General features: G+C 72.2%; 17 protein-coding genes, 1 pseudogene and 1 riboswitch. Of the genes and pseudogenes, 4 read left to right on the forward strand and 14 right to left on the reverse strand.

The genetic code is table 11. The annotated features are described in order from the left end of the window. Positions 1 to 20 precede the first annotated feature (20 nt). The gene (locus tag L2C96_RS20220; protein ID WP_020420812.1) at positions 21 to 884 is read right to left on the reverse strand and encodes an EamA family transporter; all 864 of its coding nucleotides are present in this window, start codon (positions 882 to 884) and stop codon (positions 21 to 23) included. A gap of 152 nt (positions 885 to 1,036) precedes the next feature. On the opposite strand from L2C96_RS20220, the gene rpsT reads away from it, so the two are divergent. Then, a complete protein-coding gene (gene rpsT / locus L2C96_RS20225; RefSeq protein ID WP_020420811.1) occupies positions 1,037 to 1,297 on the forward strand; it encodes a 30S ribosomal protein S20 in 261 nt (86 codons plus the stop codon). 347 nt (positions 1,298 to 1,644) lie between these two features. Here rpsT and holA read toward each other — a convergent pair whose 3' ends face one another. After that, positions 1,645 to 2,625, reverse strand: a complete 981-nt coding sequence (gene holA / locus L2C96_RS20230) for a DNA polymerase III subunit delta (protein WP_237337347.1) — start codon at positions 2,623 to 2,625, stop codon at positions 1,645 to 1,647. 136 nt (positions 2,626 to 2,761) lie between these two features. Beyond that, positions 2,762 to 2,894: riboswitch (SAM riboswitch) on the forward strand. Positions 2,895 to 2,907: 13 nt separating this feature from the next. Between holA and thrC the strand changes: the two genes are divergently transcribed. Next, the gene (gene thrC, locus L2C96_RS20235; protein ID WP_020420809.1) at positions 2,908 to 4,173 is read left to right on the forward strand and encodes a threonine synthase; all 1,266 of its coding nucleotides are present in this window, start codon (positions 2,908 to 2,910) and stop codon (positions 4,171 to 4,173) included. A 49-nt stretch (positions 4,174 to 4,222) separates the two neighbouring features. Here thrC and L2C96_RS20240 read toward each other — a convergent pair whose 3' ends face one another. From L2C96_RS20240 to nadD, 7 genes are all read right to left on the reverse strand, one after another. After that, a complete protein-coding gene (locus L2C96_RS20240; RefSeq protein WP_237337348.1) occupies positions 4,223 to 6,535 on the reverse strand; it encodes a ComEC/Rec2 family competence protein in 2,313 nt (770 codons plus the stop codon). 35 nt (positions 6,536 to 6,570) lie between these two features. Beyond that, a complete protein-coding gene (locus L2C96_RS20245) occupies positions 6,571 to 7,326 on the reverse strand; it encodes a ComEA family DNA-binding protein (RefSeq protein WP_237337349.1) in 756 nt (251 codons plus the stop codon). A gap of 198 nt (positions 7,327 to 7,524) precedes the next feature. After that, positions 7,525 to 8,388, reverse strand: coding sequence for a DegV family protein (locus L2C96_RS20250; RefSeq protein WP_020420806.1), 864 nt, complete (start codon positions 8,386 to 8,388; stop codon positions 7,525 to 7,527). Between the two features lie 10 nt (positions 8,389 to 8,398). Continuing rightward, entirely contained in the window at positions 8,399 to 9,133 is a 735-nt protein-coding gene (octT, locus tag L2C96_RS20255; protein WP_237337350.1) for a diglucosylglycerate octanoyltransferase, read from the reverse strand. A 1-nt stretch (position 9,134) separates the two neighbouring features. Continuing rightward, complete coding sequence (locus L2C96_RS20260; protein ID WP_020420804.1) at positions 9,135 to 9,746, reverse strand: histidine phosphatase family protein; 612 nt, start codon at positions 9,744 to 9,746, stop codon at positions 9,135 to 9,137. Further along, complete coding sequence (gene rsfS, locus L2C96_RS20265) at positions 9,743 to 10,132, reverse strand: ribosome silencing factor (RefSeq protein ID WP_020420803.1); 390 nt, start codon at positions 10,130 to 10,132, stop codon at positions 9,743 to 9,745. The genes L2C96_RS20260 and rsfS overlap by 4 nt, the downstream gene beginning before the upstream one ends. 73 nt (positions 10,133 to 10,205) lie before the next feature. Next, positions 10,206 to 10,799: a nicotinate-nucleotide adenylyltransferase gene (nadD, locus tag L2C96_RS20270; RefSeq protein ID WP_081617688.1), complete on the reverse strand. Its 594-nt coding sequence runs from the start codon at positions 10,797 to 10,799 to the stop codon at positions 10,206 to 10,208. A gap of 264 nt (positions 10,800 to 11,063) precedes the next feature. Between nadD and L2C96_RS20275 the strand changes: the two genes are divergently transcribed. Together L2C96_RS20275 and L2C96_RS20280 are read left to right on the forward strand one after the other, a co-directional pair. Continuing rightward, the gene (locus tag L2C96_RS20275) at positions 11,064 to 13,169 is read left to right on the forward strand and encodes a RecQ family ATP-dependent DNA helicase (protein WP_237337351.1); all 2,106 of its coding nucleotides are present in this window, start codon (positions 11,064 to 11,066) and stop codon (positions 13,167 to 13,169) included. A gap of 941 nt (positions 13,170 to 14,110) precedes the next feature. Next, a complete protein-coding gene (locus L2C96_RS20280; protein WP_237337352.1) occupies positions 14,111 to 15,400 on the forward strand; it encodes an MFS transporter in 1,290 nt (429 codons plus the stop codon). On the opposite strand, the gene proB is transcribed toward L2C96_RS20280, so the two are convergent. The 5 genes and pseudogenes from proB to L2C96_RS20305 all read right to left on the reverse strand — a co-directional run. Beyond that, a complete protein-coding gene (gene proB, locus L2C96_RS20285) occupies positions 15,397 to 16,506 on the reverse strand; it encodes a glutamate 5-kinase (protein WP_237337353.1) in 1,110 nt (369 codons plus the stop codon). The genes L2C96_RS20280 and proB overlap by 4 nt on opposite strands. Next, positions 16,503 to 17,960 (reverse strand): GTPase ObgE, encoded by a 1,458-nt coding sequence (obgE, locus tag L2C96_RS20290; RefSeq protein WP_237337354.1) that lies wholly within the window; start codon positions 17,958 to 17,960, stop codon positions 16,503 to 16,505. Before obgE ends, proB begins: the two co-directional genes overlap by 4 nt. Positions 17,961 to 18,079: 119 nt before the next feature. Beyond that, positions 18,080 to 18,337 (reverse strand): 50S ribosomal protein L27, encoded by a 258-nt coding sequence (gene rpmA / locus L2C96_RS20295; protein ID WP_017987731.1) that lies wholly within the window; start codon positions 18,335 to 18,337, stop codon positions 18,080 to 18,082. A gap of 15 nt (positions 18,338 to 18,352) precedes the next feature. Continuing rightward, entirely contained in the window at positions 18,353 to 18,667 is a 315-nt protein-coding gene (gene rplU / locus L2C96_RS20300; RefSeq protein WP_017987730.1) for a 50S ribosomal protein L21, read from the reverse strand. A 155-nt stretch (positions 18,668 to 18,822) separates the two neighbouring features. Next, positions 18,823 to 19,328: pseudogene (locus L2C96_RS20305) on the reverse strand (ribonuclease E/G); the annotation flags it as partial.

A 19,328-nucleotide genomic window follows, 5' to 3' on the forward strand; every position in this document is an offset into this window, starting at 1 on the left:
CTCCTGCCTACCCCACCTGGTCAGGAAGCCGCAATCGCGGCAATTCCGGCCAGGACGACGACCGAGCCGACCAGGCGGCGCACCGGGTGCGGCTCGCGCAGCACGAGCCAGGCCGCGATCCCGCCCAGCACGATGCTCACCTCACGCGCGGGCGCGACCAGGCTGACCGGCGCCATGCGCATCGCGTAGAGCACGAGCACGTAGGCGACCGGCGACAGCACCCCGACGGCCACCGCCTCCCGCCAGTGCGCCCGCCACAGCGCGCCGATCCGCCCGTCCGCGCGCACGGCCGTGGGCGCGAGCAGCAGGCTCTGCAGCACCGCACCGGCGGCGAAGTAGGTCAGCGGCGGGACGGCGAGGGCGTTGACGGCGTGGTCGTCCCAGAGCGTGTAGGCCGCGATGGTGACGCCGGTGAGCAGCCCGTAGAAGACCCCGGCCCGGCGGGCGCGGGCGTCCGCCGCCGAGCGCGAGCCGAGCCCGATCACCAGCACCCCGGTCACGACGAGCAGGGCGCCGGCGAGCCCGAGCCACCCGGGCCGCTCGCCGAGCAGGACGACCGCCGCGAGCACCGACAGCAGTGGCCCGCTCCCCCGCGCCAGCGGGTAGACGACGGACAGGTCGCCGACGCGGTAGCCGCGCTGCAGCACGATGCCGTAGGCGATGTGGAAGATCGCGGTCAGCAGCGCCGCGGGCAGCCAGGTCCACTGTGGATGCTGCCCCTCGACCACCAGGGCCACGACCGCGACCGGTGCGCAGACCACCGCCGAGACGGTGTAGTAGAGGAAGACGAACCGGGCCCCGTCGTCGACCCGCTTGGCGGCGAGGTTCCACCCGGCGTGCACGACGGCGGCGACGAGGACGAGCCCGAGCGCCGTGCCGTTCACCTGCAGCCTCCCCAGCCAGTGCGAGTGCCACCGTAACGCCCTGCTAACCTTGTCGGTCGTTGCCGTGCGGCATTCCGCCAGGGAGGAAACCCGCACGCCGGGGCCGGTACAGCGCGGCAGCGAAGCCACCGACAGATCGAAGGAGCGCCTTCATGGCCAACATCAAGTCCCAGATCAAGCGCATCAAGACCAACGAGAAGGCGCGCCAGCGCAACCAGTCGGTCAAGTCCTCGGTGAAGACCGCGATCCGCAAGTTCCGCGAGGCCGCCGAGGCGGGCGACAAGGCCAAGGCCGTCGAGCTGCAGCAGGCTGCCGCTCGCGCCCTGGACAAGGCCGCCAGCAAGGGCGTCATCCACGCGAACCAGGCCGCCAACAAGAAGTCGGCGATGGCCAAGCGCGTCAACCAGCTCTGAGCTTGATCTTCCGAGGGGCGGGCATCCAGCAGGGTGCCCGCCCTTCTGCTGTCCAGGGCTGACGGGTTCGCGAGGGACGGGACTTGAAGCCGCAATTCCCTACGCGCTCGGCTCCGGCGCCCGGACAGCCATTGGCGCAGCAGGCGCCAGCCCCTCACCCGGACCCGCCGGTCAGCGAACTCACGCTCGTTCCGAGCGATGATGAGCCCGCCCCACCCCTCACCAAGCAACCGCAGTCCGACTCGCGCACCGAACTCAGCGCTCGTCCCGAACGCCGAAACCTTCCCCACCCCACCGCGCCCCGCTTCCAGGAGCCGAACGGCCGCGGCCCGACCGCGGCGCTGAACTCAGCGCTTGTCGCGGGCGGCGGCGAGTTCCAGGACAGCCCGTTCGAGCGCGTAGGCCGGGTCCGCGGCCTGGCCCTTGACCTCGGCGTTCACCCGCGCCACCACGGCCATCGCGTCGGCCAGTCCGGCCTGCGTCCACCCGCGGGACTGCCCCTGCGCCTTGCGGATCTTCCACGGCGGCATGCCCAGCTCACCGGCCATCTGGTTCGGGTTGCCGCGGTCGGCCGCCGACACGCGGGCGATGGTGCGGACGGCGTCCGCGAGGGCGTCGGCGATCAGGACGTGCGCCACGCCGATCTGGAGCGCCCACCGCATCGCTTCGAGCGCCGCGCCGCGCTCGCCCGCGACGGCCTTTTCCGCGACCGCGAAGCCCGTCACGTCCGCGCGGCCCCTGTGGTAGCGGCGCACGGCTTCTTCGTCGACCCGCCCGCCCGAGTCCGCCACCAGCTGCGACGCCGCCGCGGCCAGCTCCCGCAGGTCGGATCCGACGGCGTCGATGAGCGCGGCCACGCCGGCCGGGTCGATCTTGCCGCCGGCCTGCCGCACCTCGTTGCGGACGAACGACTCCCGATCGGCCGGCCGGGTGATCTTCGGGCATTCGGTCACCTGGGCGCCGGCCTTGCGCAGCGCCGCGGGCAGCGACTTGGCCGCCTTGCTGCGGCCGCCGCCGGTGTGCACGACGACCAGGACGACGCCGTCGGCAGGCATCTTCGCGTAGGCGAGCACCGCGTCGGCCAGCTCCTGGCCGATGTCCTGCGCGCCTTCCAGCACGATGACCCGTCCCTCGCTGAACAGCGACGGGCTGACCAGCTCGGCCAGTCCGGGCGGCGTGAGATCGGACACCCGGACCTTCGTCAGCTCGGCCGTCGCGTCCTCCCGGCGTGCCTGTTCCAGGGCGGCGCGGACGGCGCGCTCGACGAGCAGCTCCTCTTCGCCGAGCACGAGCTGCAGGGGGGCGGAGGTGGTTGCCGGCGCGGTCACGGTTCAGATCCTCCCACGGACCACCGACAGCTCCGGAGCGTGATGAAACCCGCAGGGGCATGGCGTGCTCCGAGCGTGGTGCCGTATGTTGTCAACCAGGCATCGCGCGAGCGCGACAGCCACCACAACCGAATACCGCTCATCCAGAGGGGCAGAGGGAACGGCCCGACGAAGCCCCGGCAACCGGCGTCAGCCTGTCATCTCGATTCCGCGAGGTAGCTGACGATCACGGTGCCAATTCCGGCCCGCGTCAGCGGGGCAGATGAGGAAAGGAACCTCGCGATGACTGCAGCCCTCGATTCGACCACCACCCGTCGCACCGTCGACCTCGGCCCGGCCGTGGAACTGGTCTCCAAGGAAGAGGGCCACCGCCAGCCGCTCGCCCCGGAGTTCGTCTCCGCCGAGGACTTCTCGCCGCTGGAGGTCGCCTACGACTTCGGTCGCGTCCGCCGCGAGGACATCGAGGCGGGCCCGCGCAACATCTGGCGCTACAAGCGGCTGCTGCCGGTGCCCTCGAACGTCGAGGAGATCCCGAACACCGAGCCCGGCTGTACCAGGCTGGTGAAGGCCGACCGGCTCGCCAAGGCTCTCGGTGTGAAGAGCCTGTGGGTCAAGGACGACACCGGCAACCCCACCCACTCGTTCAAGGACCGCGTCGTCGCCGTCGCGCTGGCCGCGGCTCGCGAGTTCGGGTTCGACACCCTGGCCTGCCCCTCCACCGGCAACCTGGCCAACGCCGTCGCCGCGGCCGCGGCCCGCGCCGGCTGGCAGTCCGTGGTGCTGATCCCCTCCTCGCTCGAGCGCGCCAAGGTGCTGACCACCGCGGTCTACGACGGCAACCTGATCGCTGTCGACGGCAACTACGACGACGTCAACCGCCTCGCCACCGAGCTGGCCGCCGAGCACGAGAACTGGGCGTTCGTGAACGTCAACGTGCGCCCCTACTACTCCGAGGGCTCGAAGACGCTCGCCTACGAGGTCGCCGAGCAGCTCGGCTGGCGGATCCCCGAGCAGATCGTCGTGCCGATCGCCTCGGGCTCCCAGCTGACCAAGGTGGACAAGGGCTTCCGCGAGTTCGCCAAGCTCGGCCTGGTCGACGACACCCCGTACAAGGTGTTCGGCGCGCAGGCCGCCGGCTGCTCGCCGGTGTCCGCGGCGTTCCGCAACGGCCACGACGTGGTGCAGCCGGTCAAGCCGGACACCATCGCCCGCTCGCTCGCGATCGGCAACCCGGCCGACGGCCCCTACGTGCTCGACACGGTTCGCCGCACGGGCGGCGCGATCGAGGACGTGACCGACGAAGAGGTCGTCGAGGGCATCCGCCTGCTCGCCCGGACCGAGGGCATCTTCACCGAGACCGCCGGTGGTGTCACCGTCGCGACGGCGAAGAAGCTCATCGAGGCGGGCAAGATCGACCCGGACGCCGAGACCGTCCTGCTCATCACCGGTGACGGCCTGAAGACCCTGGACGCCATCGAGAACGAGGTCGGCCCGAAGGCGACGGTCCCGCCGTCGGCGGCGGCCGTGCACAAGGCCCTGGGCCTCTGACAGGTCCCGGGTCTCTGCCAGGCCCGGCGCCTCTGATCAAGGTTCCACTTCACTTTCCCCGGCGAACGACCGCCGGTCCGGTCTGGTCGGGGATCACCGCGGTGTCGCCGTCGGTGTCCGTGCGGGCGATGAGCGCACCGTCCGCGGTCAGGGTGTCGAGCGTCGTCCGGTTCGGGTGGCCGTAACGGTTGCCCGAACCGACGCTCACCAGCGCCAGCCGCGCGGACACCGCGGCCAGGAACTGGGGCAGCGAGAACCTGCTGCCGTGGTGCGGCACCTTCAGGATCTCCGCGTGCAGATCCGTTCCCGCGGCCAGCAGGTCGGCCTGTGCGGCGAGTTCGACGTCGCCGGTCAGCAGCACGCTGCCGGCCGGTGTGCGGGCTCGTAGCACCACCGAGCTGTTGTTGATCTGTGTTCCGTCGTCGTCCTCCCCTTCGGACACGTATCTGGGTCCCAGCACTTCGAGGCTCAGCGCCGGCCACTCGAGCCGCCGGCCCAGGTCCAGTTCGAGCAGCGGGACCCGGTGGCGGGCCGCGATCTGGCCGGCCTGCCGCCACGCCCAGCCGGGCTGCCGCCCGGGCCCGACCGCGATCGCCCCCACCGAGCGTCCCTCGAACACCGAGTCGAGTCCGCCGATGTGGTCGGCGTGCAGGTGGCTCAGCACCACCAGCGGCACCCGCTCGATGCCCAGCCGGTCCAGACACCGGTCGGCCGGCCCCGGCTCGGGCCCGGCGTCCACCACCACCGCCCGTCCGGGCTCACCGGTGGCCAGCACGAGGCTGTCGCCCTGACCGACGTCACAGGCGACCACCGCCCATCCCGGTGGCGGCCAGCCGGGCGCAATCACCTTGCCCGGAACGACGAGCAGCAGCACCCCGGCCAGCACGAGCGCCAGCAGCACCCGCAAGCGCCGACGGCGCAATGCCAGAACCACGGCGATGGCGACCACCAGCGCGAGAAACCCGCCCCACCAGCCGCTGGGCCACGCCAGCACCGCACCGGGCACCTCCGACGCACGCCGCGCCACGAGAATCAACCAGCCCGCCTCCGGCCCGGCCAGCCGGACGATCAGCTCACCTCCGGCAGGCCACGCGGTCGCGACGACCGTCGCGAGCACCCCGAATACGGTCGCCGGCGCGACCACGGGCGCGGCCAGCACGTTCGCCGCCACGCTGACCAGGCTGAGCTGCCCGGCCATGCCGGCCACGACAGGCGCTGTCACGACGAACGCCGCCGCCGGAACCGCCAGCCCTTCGGCGAAGCCCGGCGGAACGCCGCGCCGGTGAAGGCTTTCCGCCCACCGCGGCGCGAGGAGCACCAGCCCGGCCGTCGCGATCACCGACAACACGAAGCCGAAGCTGACGGCCATCGCCGGGTCCCACGCCACGAGGACGCAAGTCGCGGCGGCCAGTGCGGGGACGACTGAGCGTTCCCGCCCCAGCGCCAGCGCCAGCAGGGCAATCGCGCCCATGACTCCGGCCCGCAGGACGGTCGGCTCCCCGCCCGCCAGGACCACGAACCCGGCCAGCGCTGCCCCGGACAGCGCCGCGGACAACCGTGGTCCTGCCCGTAAGAGCCGCAACAGCAGCAGCACGGCGCCGCACACGATCGCGACGTTGGACCCGCTGACCGCCATCAGGTGCGTGAGGCCAGCGTCGGTGAACTCGCGGTCGAGCCGTTCGGACAGCCCGCTCGTGTCGCCCACGACGAGCCCCGGCACCAGCCCGGCCTGCTCCTCGGGCAGGACCGCGCACGCGTTGCGGAGCGCCTCACGCATCGATTCCGCGGCGCGCTGCCACCAGGGCGCCTCCGTAGCTTCCACGGGCGGCCCGCGAACGTGAACCGCGGCCACGGTCAGGTCAGCGTCCCGCGGCGGAGCCAGCTCGCCGCTCGCGGTGACCTCCTGACCCGGAATGATCTCGCTCCACGTCGCGAACGGCGCGAGCAGCGCGACCCGTCCGGTCGAGACCACCGGCTCAGCGTGACGTTCCGCGTGCAGGACGTCGGCCGCGATCACCACTGACCTCGGCCCGGCCTGCTGATCTGCATATCCGGCCGACCGCACGGGTTTCGGACGTTCCGTCACCAGCACCCGCAGGGTCACCTCCGTGCCCCGCTGTGCGAGGCCGTGGAGCGGGTCGTGCTCGGCCCGGTTCAACCGGAGGCCGAGCGGACCGGCGAGCAGGAGACCGGCCACGAGCAGCGCCGCCGCGCCCGCCCACCAGCGCGACCGAGCCGGACGCAGCTTGATCAGCAGCCCCAAGGACACCAGCACCGCCGCGGCGCCGCACGCCAGAGCCAGCCACCACGTCCACAACAGTCCGAGCAGCGCTCCGAGCCACAGCGACAACGCGGCCGGCACCAGGCGAAAGTCATGCCGGACAACAGGTTCCGTGATCACGAGACCGTCACCTGCTCCCGCAGCCGGGACAATCGTGTCTCGCCGATGCCCTCGACCTCACGCAGCTGGTCGACCGACCGGAACGACCCGTGCTTCGTGCGCCAGTCGATGATGCGCTGGGCAGTGACCTCGCCGATCCCCGGCAGGGCGTCGAGTTGCTCGGCGCTGGCCGTGTTCAGGTCGACGAGCGCGGGGGCGCCGCCGCTCTCGGCCGGCTGCTGCACTCCGGCAGGCGGCGGGATGCCGACGTAGATCTGCTCGCCGTCGGCCAGCTTGCGCGCGAGGTTCAGCGCCGTGACGTCGGTGCCCTCGATCGCGCCGCCTGCCGCGCGGAGGGCGTCCGCCACCCGCGCACCGCCGGGGACCGTGACCAGCCCGGGGTTCCGGACCTTGCCGACCACGCTGATCACCAGCGAACTGTCGGCGACCCGGCTGGCCGATGCGCTGACCGGCGCGGGCCGGTCCGGCGCCGCGGGCAGCACCGGCGCGCGTTCGACGGGCGGACTACCACCGAGGAGCGCGATCGACGTCCCGACGAGCACCAGGACGCCGACCAGGGCCAGCAGCACCGTGGTCAGGCGCCGCCGCTGAGGGCTGCCGGTGAGCGACTCGGGCACCCAGCGCTCGACCAGCCGCCCGACGGCACCCGGCGGCCCGGTGTCGCGGTCGGCCGCGAGGGCCTGACCGGCGAGCTGCTCGAGCCGGCGGTTGACGGGAATGCCCGGCGATTCCGGGGCTGATCGTTCGAACACGCATTCGACGCTAGGGGGCGCGGAGAGGAGGGAGAAGTGGGAATCGCGGAGGCTGTGGACAAGTGGGGGTCTGTGGACAAGTGGCGCGTTCTGCCGCGGTGCCAGGGTTTTCTGTCGGTGGCGTATGGCAACGTGGAAGGGTTTGGACGCAAGACCCAAAGCGCTTGCGCGAAAAGGGTTCCTGAGTCCCCGGGAAGCTCAGCGGCTGCCAGGCCCGCCGGGGTTCCGTTGCACGACAACGCCGACGACGCCCGGCCCGGTGTGCGCGCCGATCACGGCACCCAGTTCCGACACCACGCAACCCTCGACGACGGTCAGCCGCTCCTCGATGCGGTTCGCCAGTTCCACCGCCCGCTGCGGCGAAGCGAGGTGGTGCACCGCGACCTCGACCGGCTCTCCCCGCGCGGCCTCCTCCGCGAGCTCGACCAGGCGCGCGGTGGCGCGGTTCATCGTGCGCACCTTCTCCAGCGGCTGGATCCGGCCGTCGTCCAGGTGCAGCACCGGTTTCATGGCCAGCGCGGTGCCCAGCAGCGCCGCCGCCGCGCCGATCCGGCCGCCCCGCCGCAGGTACTCCAAGGTCTCGACCACGAACAGGGTCTCCGAGCAGTGCACCGCCGCCGTCGCGGCCGCTTCCACCTCGGCCGCCGACGCACCGGCCGACGCCGCCCGAGCCGCGTGCAACGCCGCGAACCCCAGCGCCATGGCGGTTCCCCGCGAGTCGACGACCCGCACCAGGTCCGGCCCGACCTCCTGCGCGGCCAGCACCGCGGACTCCCAGGTCCCGGAGATCTCGCTGGACAGGTGGATCGACACGACCGAGTCAGCGCCCGCCTCCAGCGCTTCGCGGAAGGCCGCGGCGAACTCACCGGGCGTCGGGCGCGAGGTGGTCACGATCCGGCGCTGCCCCAGCGCCTCGGCGAGCGCCGCAGCCCCCACCTCGACACCGTCGAGCGCGGCGACCCCGTCGATCAGGACGTGCAGTGGGACGACGCGCAGGGCGTGGCGCTCGGCGAAGCCCTCGGGCAGATGGGCGGTGGAATCCGTGATGACGGCAACCGGCACGACGGTCAGCCTACGTGCCGTCGGGCGATTCGCCGGGGGCCAGGAGCGGACCGATCAGCGCGGCCATCGCCTTGCCCACGAGCGCGTGCCCCTCCCAGCCCCAGTGCATGCCGTCCGGGTTGCCGCGACCGCTCAGGACGTGCTCCCCCACGACCTCGGCCAGGTTCAGCAACGGCACGTCCACCCGCCGCGACCAGGCGGCGATGGCGGCCGCCGTCTCCTCCCGGCCGGTGTGCACGTTGCCGTAGGACGACGCGCGGTGGACGCTCGGCAGAACGGCCACGATCGGCAGCTCCGGCCGCAGGATGCGCAGCGCGTAGACCGCCCGGTCGAGGTAGTGCACGGTCAGCTTCGCGGGCAAGACCCGGGGACGGCCGCGCATCGCGACCGCCAGCCGCGGCTGGGCGGCCAGGTACGCCTTGCGGACGGCGCGGCGGAGCCCGGACGGCCGCAGGTACCGCAGGCCGCCGCGCAGGTAGGTCGGCAGCGGCGACGGCAGCGTGTCCATGCTCCCCACGGCCAGCACCACGACGTCGGCGTGCTTCAAATCGGCCCACACCCGGGGGTCGCCGATCATGGCCCACCACGCGTCGCGCGCCGTCCAGCCCGCGGACGCCACGAGCTCCGCGCTGCCGCCGAGAGCCGCGGCGGCGATGTTCGGCCACAGTCGCGGCTCGTCGGCCGCGCAGGGGCTCTCCGGGCCCTGGAAACTCAGCGAGTCCCCGAAGACCAGCAGCCTCGGCATCTCAGCCGAGCATTCCGGCGTTGTAGGCGTGCAGCCGCCAGCGGCCGTCGCGCAGGCCCAGCTCGACCCAGTGGCAGTTGCCGATCCCACCGAGCTGCGGCCACGCCTCGACCGGCAGGGCCAGCAACTTGCCGGTGAGGGCCGTGATCAGGCCGCCGTGCGCGGCCAGCAGCACGGTCTCCCCCGGGTCGTCGCCGGCCAGCAGGTCGCTGACGACCTCGGAGGCGCGCTCGGCGACCTCGACGCGGGACTCGCCACCCGGGGGCGCCCAGGTGGCGTCCACGCGCCAGATGGCGCGGTCGCCGGGCCAGCCCTCGTCGACCTCGGCGCCGGTCAGCCCCTGCCACTCGCCGAGGTGGGTCTCCCGCAGGCGCTTGTCGATGCGCAGCGGCACCCCGATCGCCTCGGTGAGCACGGTCGCGGTGTCCATCGCCCGGTGCAGGTCGGACGAGATGACCAGGTCGGGCTCGAAGCGGGCGAGCGCGGGCGCGGCGAAGCGGGCCTGGTTCCAGCCCACCTCGGTGAGCGCCGAGTCCAGGTGGCCCTGCATGCGGCCGGCGGCGTTGTAGTCGGTCTCCCCGTGACGCCACAGCACGAGGCGCCGGAAACTCACGAGGCGTCCCCGGCGTCGACGGCCTCGGCGAGCCCGTCGACCTCGATGCGGGGGCAGTCCTTCCACAGCCGCTCGATGCCGTAGAACGAGCGCTCCTCGTCGTGCTGGACGTGCACCACGACGTCGACGAAGTCGAGCAGGACCCAGCGGCCCTCGCGCGCGCCCTCGCGGCGGACCGGCTTGTGCCCGGCCTCCCGCAGCTTCTCCTCGACGTTGTCCACGATGGCCCCCACCTGGCGCTCGTTGGGCGCCGAGGCGATGACGAACACGTCGGTGATGACGAGCTGCTCGGAGACGTCCAGCACCACCACGTCGGTGGCCTTCTTGTCCGCGGCGGCGTGCGCCGCCACGGTCGCGATGTCACGTGCCTGGGACGTCGCTGCCACTCCTGTGCTCCCTCATCCTGAGACCGTCGGTCCACCGAGGGTACCTGCCGCCGTCCGCGGGCCCAGCGGCGTGTCAGGCAGGCTTGCGGTACAACCCGCGCTTGTCGATGTACCGGACGACGCCGTCGGGCACCAGGTACCAGATCGGTTCGCCGTGCTCGACGCGTTCGCGGCAGCCGGTCGAGGAGATGGCCATCGCGGTCACCTCGACCAGGCTCACCTTGCCGCTGGGCAGGTGGTGGTCGTTGAGCTTGTACCCGGGCCTGGTGACGCCGATGAAGTGCGCGAGGGTGAACAGCTCGTCGGCGTTGTGCCAGGTCAGGATCTGTTCCAGCGCGTCGGCGCCGGTGATGAAGAAGAGCTCGTCCTCGGGGTACTCGGCCTTGAGGTCACGCAGGGTGTCGACGGTGTAGGTCTCGCCGCCGCGGTCGATGTCCACCCGGCTCACCGAGAAGACCGGGTTGGAGGCGGTGGCGATGACGGTCATGAGGTAGCGGTCCTCGGCCCTGGTGACCTGCCTGCCGGACTTCTGCCACGGCTGGCCGGTCGGCACGAAGATCACTTCGTCGAGGTCGAACCGGGACTGCACCTCACTGGCCGCGACGAGGTGGCCGTGGTGGACGGGGTCGAACGTGCCGCCCATGACCCCGATTCGGCGTGGTGACATGAACGGATCGTAGAAGCGCGAGTGCGCGGGTACTGCCCCGCTCCCCGGTAACAGCACCCGCGCACTTCGCTCCGCCGGGGGTTCGAGGGGAACCTCCGGAGGCGCCGGCGAACCCGCAAGTGAACCCCGACAGCTAGGAGACTCGGCCGTTCGGGTGTCCTGATGCGGACATTCGCTGTGTCTTGCGTCACATTACTCGACGACTGGTCCACTCGTGCGGTACTCGGCTCGGTTTCGTCGCAGCCTTCGGGTAGACGTTGATCCGTGGACCTTCACCTCCTGCGCGAACGCGCCGAAACGCTGCTCCGGGCACTGGCCGGGGACGGCGCGACCCTGCGCGACGACCAGTGGACAGCCATCGAGGCACTGGTCGCCCACCACCGGCGCGCCCTCGTCGTGCAGCGCACCGGCTGGGGCAAGTCGGCCGTGTACTTCCTGGCCACCGCCCTGCTCCGCGAGCGAGGAGCGGGTCCGACGGTCATCATCTCGCCGCTGCTGGCGTTGATGCGCAACCAGATCGCGGCGGCCGGGCGGGCAGGCATCCACGCGGCGACGATGAACTCGGCCAACCAGCAGGAGTGGGACGACGTGCAGGCGCGCATCGCCGCCGGCGAGATCGACGTGCTCCTGGTGAGCCCGGAGCGGCTGAACAACCCCGACTTCCGCGACACGGTGCTGCCCAAGCTGACCACCACGGCCGGGCTGCTCGTCGTCGACGAGGCCCACTGCATCTCCGACTGGGGTCACGACTTCCGGCCGGACTACCGCCGCCTGCGCACGCTGCTGGCGGGGCTGCCTGAGGACGTGCCCGTGCTGGCGACCACGGCCACCGCCAACGACCGGGTGGTCACCGACGTCGCCGAACAGCTCGGGCTCGGTCAGGGCGGTGACACCCTGGTGCTGCGCGGCCCGCTCGACCGGGAGAGCCTGCACCTGTCGGTCGCGAAGCTGCCCACCCCGCAGGCGCGGCTCGCGTGGCTGGCGGACCGGCTCGGCGAGCTGCCGGGGTCCGGGATCATCTACACGCTCACCGTCGCCGCCGCGCACGACATCGCCGAGATGTTGCGGGAGCGCGGGTTCCCGGTCACGGCGTACACGGGTAAGACCGAGCCGGCCGATCGCGAGGCTGCCGAGGACGACCTGCTCGCCAACCGGGTCAAGGCGCTCGTGGCGACGTCCGCCCTGGGCATGGGCTTCGACAAGCCCGACCTCGGTTTCGTCGTCCACGTCGGGGCGCCGTCCTCGCCGATCGCCTACTACCAGCAGGTCGGCCGTGCCGGCCGTGGCGTGCGCCGGGCCGAGGTGATCCTCCTGCCGGGCGCGGAGGACGCCGAGATCTGGCGGTACTTCTCGTCTCTCGCGTTCCCGGACGAGCAGCGCGTCAACCAGGTGCTGAACGCGCTCGCCTACGCCGACCGGCCACTGTCGACGGTGGCGCTCGAGCCGATGGTCGAACTGTCCCGGTCGCGGCTGGAGATGGTGCTGAAGGTGCTCGACGTGGACGGCGCGGTGCGGCGCGTCAAGGGCGGCTGGGAGGCGACGGGGCAGGACTGGCACTACGAGCGCGAACGGTACGAGCGTGTCGCCGAAGCGCGGCGGGCGGAACAGCAGGCGATGCTGGAGTACCAGGCCACCACTTCGTGCCGGATGGAGTTCCTGCGCCGTCAGCTCGACGACCCATACGCCGAGCCGTGCGGCCGGTGTGACAACTGCACGGGCGAGCATCGGGACGTCACCGTTTCGGCGGAGGCGGTCGAAAAGACCGACGAGCGGCTCCGGCGGCCCGGGGTCGAGGTGAGCCCGCGTCGCCAGTGGCCGACGGGCATGGCATCGCTCGACGTGCCGCTGTCCGGGCGGATCGGGAAGGGCGAGCTGGCCGAGCCGGGACGCACACTCGGACGGCTGACGGACGTCGGATGGGGCGGGCCGTTGCGCGAGCTGGTCGGCGAGCGGGCCGCCGACGGCGAGGTGCCGGACCGCATTTTCCAGGCCTGCGTTCAGGTTCTGGCGTCCTGGCGGTGGGAGCAGAGGCCGGTGGCCGTGGTGGCGATGCCCTCCGCGACCCGGCCGCGCCTGGTACACGACCTGGCGAGCCGACTGGCGCAGATCGGACGACTGCGTTTCCTCGGCGCACTGGAGAGCCGGGGCGGGCGTCCACGCCGGGCGAACAGCGCGCAGCGGGTCGCGGACCTGTGGCAAACGCTTGCGGTGCCGAGTGCACTGGCCGCGGAATTGTCCGGGGTGGATGGTCCCGTGTTGCTTGTGGACGATCTCGTGGACACCGGCTGGAGCATGACGCTGGCCACCCGGCTCCTACGGCAGGGCGGGGCGCCTGCGGTGCTGCCGTTCGCACTGGCGAGCACGAACTGAAGGGAGGGGATTGACGGGGGACTCTTGATCGAGACGCCCAGCCTTCGGGGCCAAGGCGGCTTCGCAACCGATTGACCGCCAACGTCTACCCGACAACGAGCTGAGCACGGCACGTCGCCCAACCACAGCCTCACAGGCGGTTGCGTTGGCCGGGCCGGGGCCGCACGGTGCACGCCACCGGTGCTGGCTGGCCAGACCAGTTGCCCCGACAACCTGCCTCGCCCGGCGGCACGACCGGCCCGGCGGCACGGCCCGTGCGGAGGCACGGCTCGCCGGGGTGCCCGGCTCGCCCCGGCGCGGCTCGCCCGGCGGCACACCGCTCGGCGGCACACCGGCTCGGCGGCACCGCCCGTGCGGAGGGACGGCTCGCCCGGGCGCACGGCTCGCTTGGCGGCTCGGCCCACCGGGCGCCCCCGGCTGGCGAGGCGGTACGGCTCGCTCGGCAGCACTTCGGGCAGGACGGCCCTACAGGGCAAGCGGCAAGACTCGCCCGTCGCACGGTTGGCCCAGTCGCCCTGCGAGCCGGACGGCCTGCCGGCCAAGCGACAAGCTCGCCGCCAGGCCTCGCGGGCCGAGCGGCGTCCGGGGCAAGCGGCGGGGCTCGCCCGGGCCTCGCTGGCCGGACCGCCTGCACGGCACGCGGCAAAGCCCGCCCCGAGGCCTCGCGGGCCAAGCAGCCTGCGGGGCAGACGGCGCAACTCGCGCGACGGCCATGGGCCGAGCGGCCAGCACGGCAAGCGGCGGGGCTCGGCCTGGCGGGGGCCGCCGGGGGGCCGCGCGTGGGGCGCGGCGGTGTGGGGTGCATCGGCCACGTGGGTGTCACTTTGACCCGCCCCGGGGAGAAAAGCACAGGTCAGCACGTTTCCGGCAGAAAAGAATCTTTCGGTCCCGGCCGAGGTGTGGCATTGTCCGACCCCATCGGGTGAACGTGGAGGTGCGCCATGGTCGAGTCGAAGGTGGGCACAGAAGTCCGGCACCGGCTGCCCGTCCGGAAGTTGTTCGCGGCCAGCGTCGGCAACGCGCTGGAGTGGTTCGACTGGACGATCTACGCGACGTTCAGCATCTACTTCGCCACCGCGTTCTTCCCCGCGGGCAACGATCTGCTCGCCCAGATCAACACGTTCGCCACCTACGCGCTCGCCTTCTTCTTCCGGCCCCTCGGCGGCCTGCTGCTCGGCCGGTTCGCCGACGTGCGCGGCCGCAAGCCGGCCATGATTCTCACCATCACGCTCATGGCGGGCGGCTCCATCGTCATCGCGATCCTGCCCACCTTCCAGCAGGTCGGCTGGCTCGCACCAATCCTGCTGCTCCTCGCGCGCATCGCGCAGGGGCTTTCTCTCGGGGGCGAAGTGTCCAACGCCTCCGCCTACCTCGGTGAGATCGCCCCGCCGAAGTGGCGTGGGCGCTACTCGTCCTTCTTCTACATCTCCACCGGCTCCGCGGTGCTGCTCGCGTCCGTGCTCGGGTTCGTCCTCGCCCGCACCATGGACAAGGCCGCCATGAGCTCCTACGGCTGGCGCATCCCGTTCCTGCTCGGCGGCGTCCTCGGCATCGTCGGGCTGTGGCTGCGCCGCAGCCTCTCCGAGACCGAACAGTTCGAGCAGAACAAGGGCCGCGCGCAACGCGTCCGCCGCCCCCTGCTGACCACCCTGCGCGAACACCCCAAGGCCGTCGGCCAGCTCGTCGGCATCACGATGCTCTCGACGCTGTGCTACTACACGTTCTTCAGCGCCCTCACTCCGTTCGCGGTGAAGACCCGCCACGCCAACGACGTCGACGTCTTCCTCGCGCTGTCCATCGGCACCGCGCTGTTCGTCGCGCTCCAGTACCCCTACGGCGCGCTCTCCGACCGCATCGGGCGCAAACCCCAGCTGTTCGCCTGGTCCGCGGCCACCGCGATCCTCATCGTGCCGCTGTCCACACTGGTCAAACCCGGCCTCGGCAACCTGCTCGTCGTCTTCTGCGTCGGCCTCGGGCTCTACGCCGCCCTGTCCAGCCTCGCGCCCGCGATCATGAGCGAACTGTTCCCCACCGAACTGCGCGGCCTCGGCATCGGCGCCTGGTACAACCTCACTGTCGCCGTGTTCGGCGGCACCGCGCCGCTGGTCATCAGCGCGCTCTCCGCCGCCGGGGCGTCGATCCTGTTCTTCTGGTACGTCGCGGCGGGCGCGGTGATCGCATTCCTCGTGCTGCTCACCCTCCCCGAAACGAAGGGCACGGAACTGCGTTAACGGCGGAACGGCACCAGATCGTCGGCGTGCACGACCTCCCGGCGCTGCTCCTCCGGCAGCTCGTGGCTGGACCGGCCGATCAGCTCGGGCAACTCCCCCGCGTCGAACGCCACCACACCACGCGCCACCACACGCTGCGCCGGGTCGACCAGCTCCACCACGTCACCCGCCTCGAAATCACCGTCCACACCGGTGATCCCCGCGGCCAGCAACGACCGACGCCGGCGCACGACCGCGGCCACCGCACCGTCGTCGAGGTGCAGGCGCCCCCGCGTCCCCGCCGCGTAGCCGAGCCAGAACCGGCGCGCGGACAGCCGGCTGTCGGCCGCTCGGAAAGCGGTCCCGACCTCGGCCGTGGACAACGCCCGCGAAGCATCGGACGCCGCGGCCAGCAGTACCGGGATCCCCGCCGACGCGGCCGTGCGCGCGGCGGCCAGCTTGGACACCATCCCGCCCGTACCGAGCCCCGAGCTGGACATGCCGACGGCGATGCCCTCCAGATCCGCCGGGCCGGTCACCTCGGCGATGCGCCGCGTCGAACCCGATCGCGGATCCCCGTCGTACAGACCGTCCACATCGGACAACAGCACCAGGGCGTCCGCGCCGATCAGGTGCGCCACCAGCGCCGCCAGGCGGTCGTTGTCGCCGAACTTGATCTCCTCGGTGGCCACCGTGTCGTTCTCGTTGACCACCGGCACCGCGCCCAGCGCCAGCAGGCGCGAGAACGTCCGCTGCGCGTTGCGGTAGTGCGCGCGGCGCACCACGTCGTCGGACGTGAGCAGCACCTGGCCCACCGTCAGCGCGTACCGGCCGAACGACTCGGCGTAAGCGTGCGCGAGCTGCAACTGGCCGACACTCGCCGCGGCCTGCTGGGTCGCGAGGTCCCGCGGCCGCTTGCCGAGCGCGAGCGGCGCCAGCCCGGCGCCGATCGCACCCGAGGACACCAGCACGATCTGGCTGCCCTGCGCGATCCGCGCCGCGATGGCGTCGACCAGCGCGTTCAGCCGCGTCACGTCGAGCCCGTCACCAGCGGTGGTCAGCGCCGACGAGCCGACCTTGACGACCAGCCGTTCCGCCGCCGCGACGGCTTTGCGGGCCACGCTCATCGTGCTGTCGAGTCCTCGTCCTCGGGCTGGTCCGGCCCGTCACGGCGGATGCGCCGGGCTTCCTTGCGCTCGGCGGCCGACACGCGGTTGTTCTGCTCCAGCCGCACGTCGGTGCCCCGGCCCGTCATGTGCGCCGCCACGCCCGGCGTGGAGGGCTCCCACTCGAAGGTGATGTTGCCGATCGTCACTGGACATCCCGGCTCGGCGCCGCGCTTGGCCAGCGCGTCCTCGACACCCAGCCGGTTGAGCCGGTCCGCGAGGTAACCCACGGCCTCGTCGTTGCCGAAGTCGGTCTGCCGGATCCACCGCTCGGGACGCGCGCCCCGCACGATGAAGCCGCCCGGCTCCTCCGGGTCCTCCTCGATGGTGAAGCCCGAGTCGTCGACCGCCACCGGCCGCAGCACGATCCGCGTCGGCTCCGCCTCCGGCTGCGCCGCCCGGTACTTTTCGACCTCCTTGGCAAGCGCGAAGGTCAGCTCACGCAGGCCCTGGCGGGTCACCGTGGAAACCTCGAACACCGGCAGGCCACGCGCCTCGAACTCGCCACGCACCATCTCGGCCAGCTCGGCCGCGTCCGGCACGTCGATCTTGTTGAGCACCACGACCCGCGGGCGGGAGTCCAGCTCGCCGCCCAGCGCCGGGGTGTAGCGGGCCAGCTCGGCCTCGAGGGCGTCCACGTCGGACACCGGGTCACGGCCCGGGTCGTAGGTGGCGCAGTCGACGACGTGCACGAGCACCGCGCAGCGCTCGATGTGGCGCAGGAAGTCCAGGCCGAGGCCCTTGCCCTCGCTCGCGCCGGGGAGCAGGCCGGGCACGTCGGCCATCGTGAACACGGTGTCGCCCGCGTTCACCACGCCGAGGTTCGGCACCAGCGTCGTGAACGGGTAGTCGGCGATCTTCGGCTTGGCCGCGGACAGCACCGAGATCAGCGACGACTTGCCGGCCGACGGGAAGCCGAGCAGGCCGGCGTCGGCGACCGAACGCAGCTCCAGGACGAGGCTGCGCTCCTCGCCGGGCTCGCCGAGCAGGGCGAACCCGGGCGCCTTGCGGGCCTTGGACGCCAGCGCCGCGTTGCCGAGGCCGCCGCGCCCGCCCTGGGCGGCGACGAACGTCGTGCCCGGACCGACCAGGTCCGCCAGGACCTCGCCGTCCTCGGACATCACGACGGTGCCGTCGGGCACCTTGAGTTCCAGGGTCTCGCCTGCCGCGCCCGCGCGGTGGCTGCCCTGGCCCTGGCGGCCGTTGGTGGCCTTGGCGTGCGGGTGGAAGTGGAAGTCGAGCAGCGTGTGCACGTTCGGGTCGACGACGAGTCGCACGTCGCCGCCGTTGCCGCCGTTGCCCCCGTCGGGGCCGCCGAGCGGCTTGAACTTCTCGCGGTGGATCGAGGCACAGCCGTGCCCGCCGTCGCCCGCGGCGACGTGGATCACCGCGCGGTCAACGAACCGGGACGCCATCGTGAAGCCTCTTCTCGTTTCTTCGGAGGGATATCAGCCATCTTCAGCAACAAGGGGCGGGACCGGATCTGTTCCGGGCCCGCCCCTCGCTGAAGGTGCTGGGTTGTCTAGCCGGACCCTCAGGCCTCGGCCGGGACGATGTTGACCGTCTTGCGGCCACGCTTCGCGCCGAACTCGACGGTGCCCGCCGCGAGGGCGAACAGCGTGTCGTCGCCGCCACGGCCGACGTTCAGGCCGGGGTGGAACTTGGTGCCGCGCTGGCGGACCAGGATCTCACCGGCGTTCACGAGCTGACCGCCGTAGCGCTTGACGCCGAGGTACTGGGGGTTGGAGTCGCGCCCGTTGCGGGAGCTGGACGCACCCTTCTTGTGTGCCATGGCTCCTGCAGCTCCTTACTTCGTGATTCCGGTGACCTCGACGCGGGTCAGCTTCTGACGGTGACCCTGCCGCTTGTGGTAGCCGGTCTTGTTCTTGAACTTGTGGATGCGGATCTTGGGACCCTTGGTCTGCTCGACGACCTTGCCGGTGACCGAGATCTTCGCGAGTGCTTCGGCATCCGCCGTGACATCGCTGCCGTCGACGTACAGCACGGCGGGGAAAGAGTGCTCGGTGCCCGGCTTGCCCTCGAGCTTCTCGACCTCGACGACGTCGCCGACGGCCACCTTGTACTGCTTGCCGCCGGTCTTGACGATCGCGTACGCCGACACGGAAGTCTCCTGCTAACTCGACAATGGGTGAGGGCTTGCGCCACGTCCCGCTGTGTGCGGTCCGGTGATCGCGCCATAGCCCGTCCGGGGACGGGCCGTCTTACAGGTTACGTGACGCCCCGGTGCCGGTTGACACCGGGGCTCACGTAGGTGGATCAGCTCTGGTCCGACGCGTGCACCGGGGGCCCGGCCGGGCGGGAGGCCGCGCGGCGCGGGCGCCGGCGGGCCGTCCTGGTGGCCGGGGTGGGCACGCTGACCTCGGGCGACGCCTCCTCCTGCCCGGTGGCTTCCGGGCTGGAGGTTTCCAGGGTGGGCGCCGGTCCGCCGGCCACGGGGCCGGCCGGGACGGTGGGGGCCTGCGGCTCGCCGGCGGCCTGGACGGGCTCCGGGGGCGCCGCGGGCCTGCGGGCGACGCGGCGGGTCCGGGCGCGGGAGGGCTTCGCCTGCTCCGCGGCGGGCTCACCGGCCTGAGGCTGCGCCGAGGTGGGCTCGGGCGACGCCTGCTGAGCAGATTCAGGCTGGGCCGACACAGGCTGGGTCTGGGCCGAGGCAGTCTGCACCGACGCGGACCCGGCCGACCCAGGCCGGGGCGACGTGGGCTGGGCCGACGTGGGCTGGGCCGACGTGGGCTGGGCCGACGTGGGCTGGGCCGACGTGGGCG

Origin of the sequence: Amycolatopsis tucumanensis (assembly GCF_021654135.1) — a bacterium.
Classification (GTDB): domain Bacteria; phylum Actinomycetota; class Actinomycetes; order Mycobacteriales; family Pseudonocardiaceae; genus Amycolatopsis_E; species Amycolatopsis_E tucumanensis.

Bases quoted from the DNA above. Each gene is read 5' to 3' on its own strand.
- rpsT (WP_020420811.1), top strand. From the start codon at position 1,037: ATGGCCAACATCAAGTCCCAGATCAAGCGCATCAAGACCAACGAGAAG.
- thrC (WP_020420809.1), top strand. From the start codon at position 2,908: ATGACTGCAGCCCTCGATTCGACCACCACCCGTCGCACCGTCGACCTC.
- octT (WP_237337350.1), bottom strand. From the start codon at position 9,133: ATGCCGAGGCTGCTGGTCTTCGGGGACTCGCTGAGTTTCCAGGGCCCG.
- nadD (WP_081617688.1), bottom strand. From the start codon at position 10,799: ATGTCACCACGCCGAATCGGGGTCATGGGCGGCACGTTCGACCCCGTC.
- L2C96_RS20280 (WP_237337352.1), top strand. From the start codon at position 14,111: ATGGTCGAGTCGAAGGTGGGCACAGAAGTCCGGCACCGGCTGCCCGTC.
- proB (WP_237337353.1), bottom strand. From the start codon at position 16,506: ATGAGCGTGGCCCGCAAAGCCGTCGCGGCGGCGGAACGGCTGGTCGTC.
- obgE (WP_237337354.1), bottom strand. From the start codon at position 17,960: ATGGCGTCCCGGTTCGTTGACCGCGCGGTGATCCACGTCGCCGCGGGC.
- rpmA (WP_017987731.1), bottom strand. From the start codon at position 18,337: ATGGCACACAAGAAGGGTGCGTCCAGCTCCCGCAACGGGCGCGACTCC.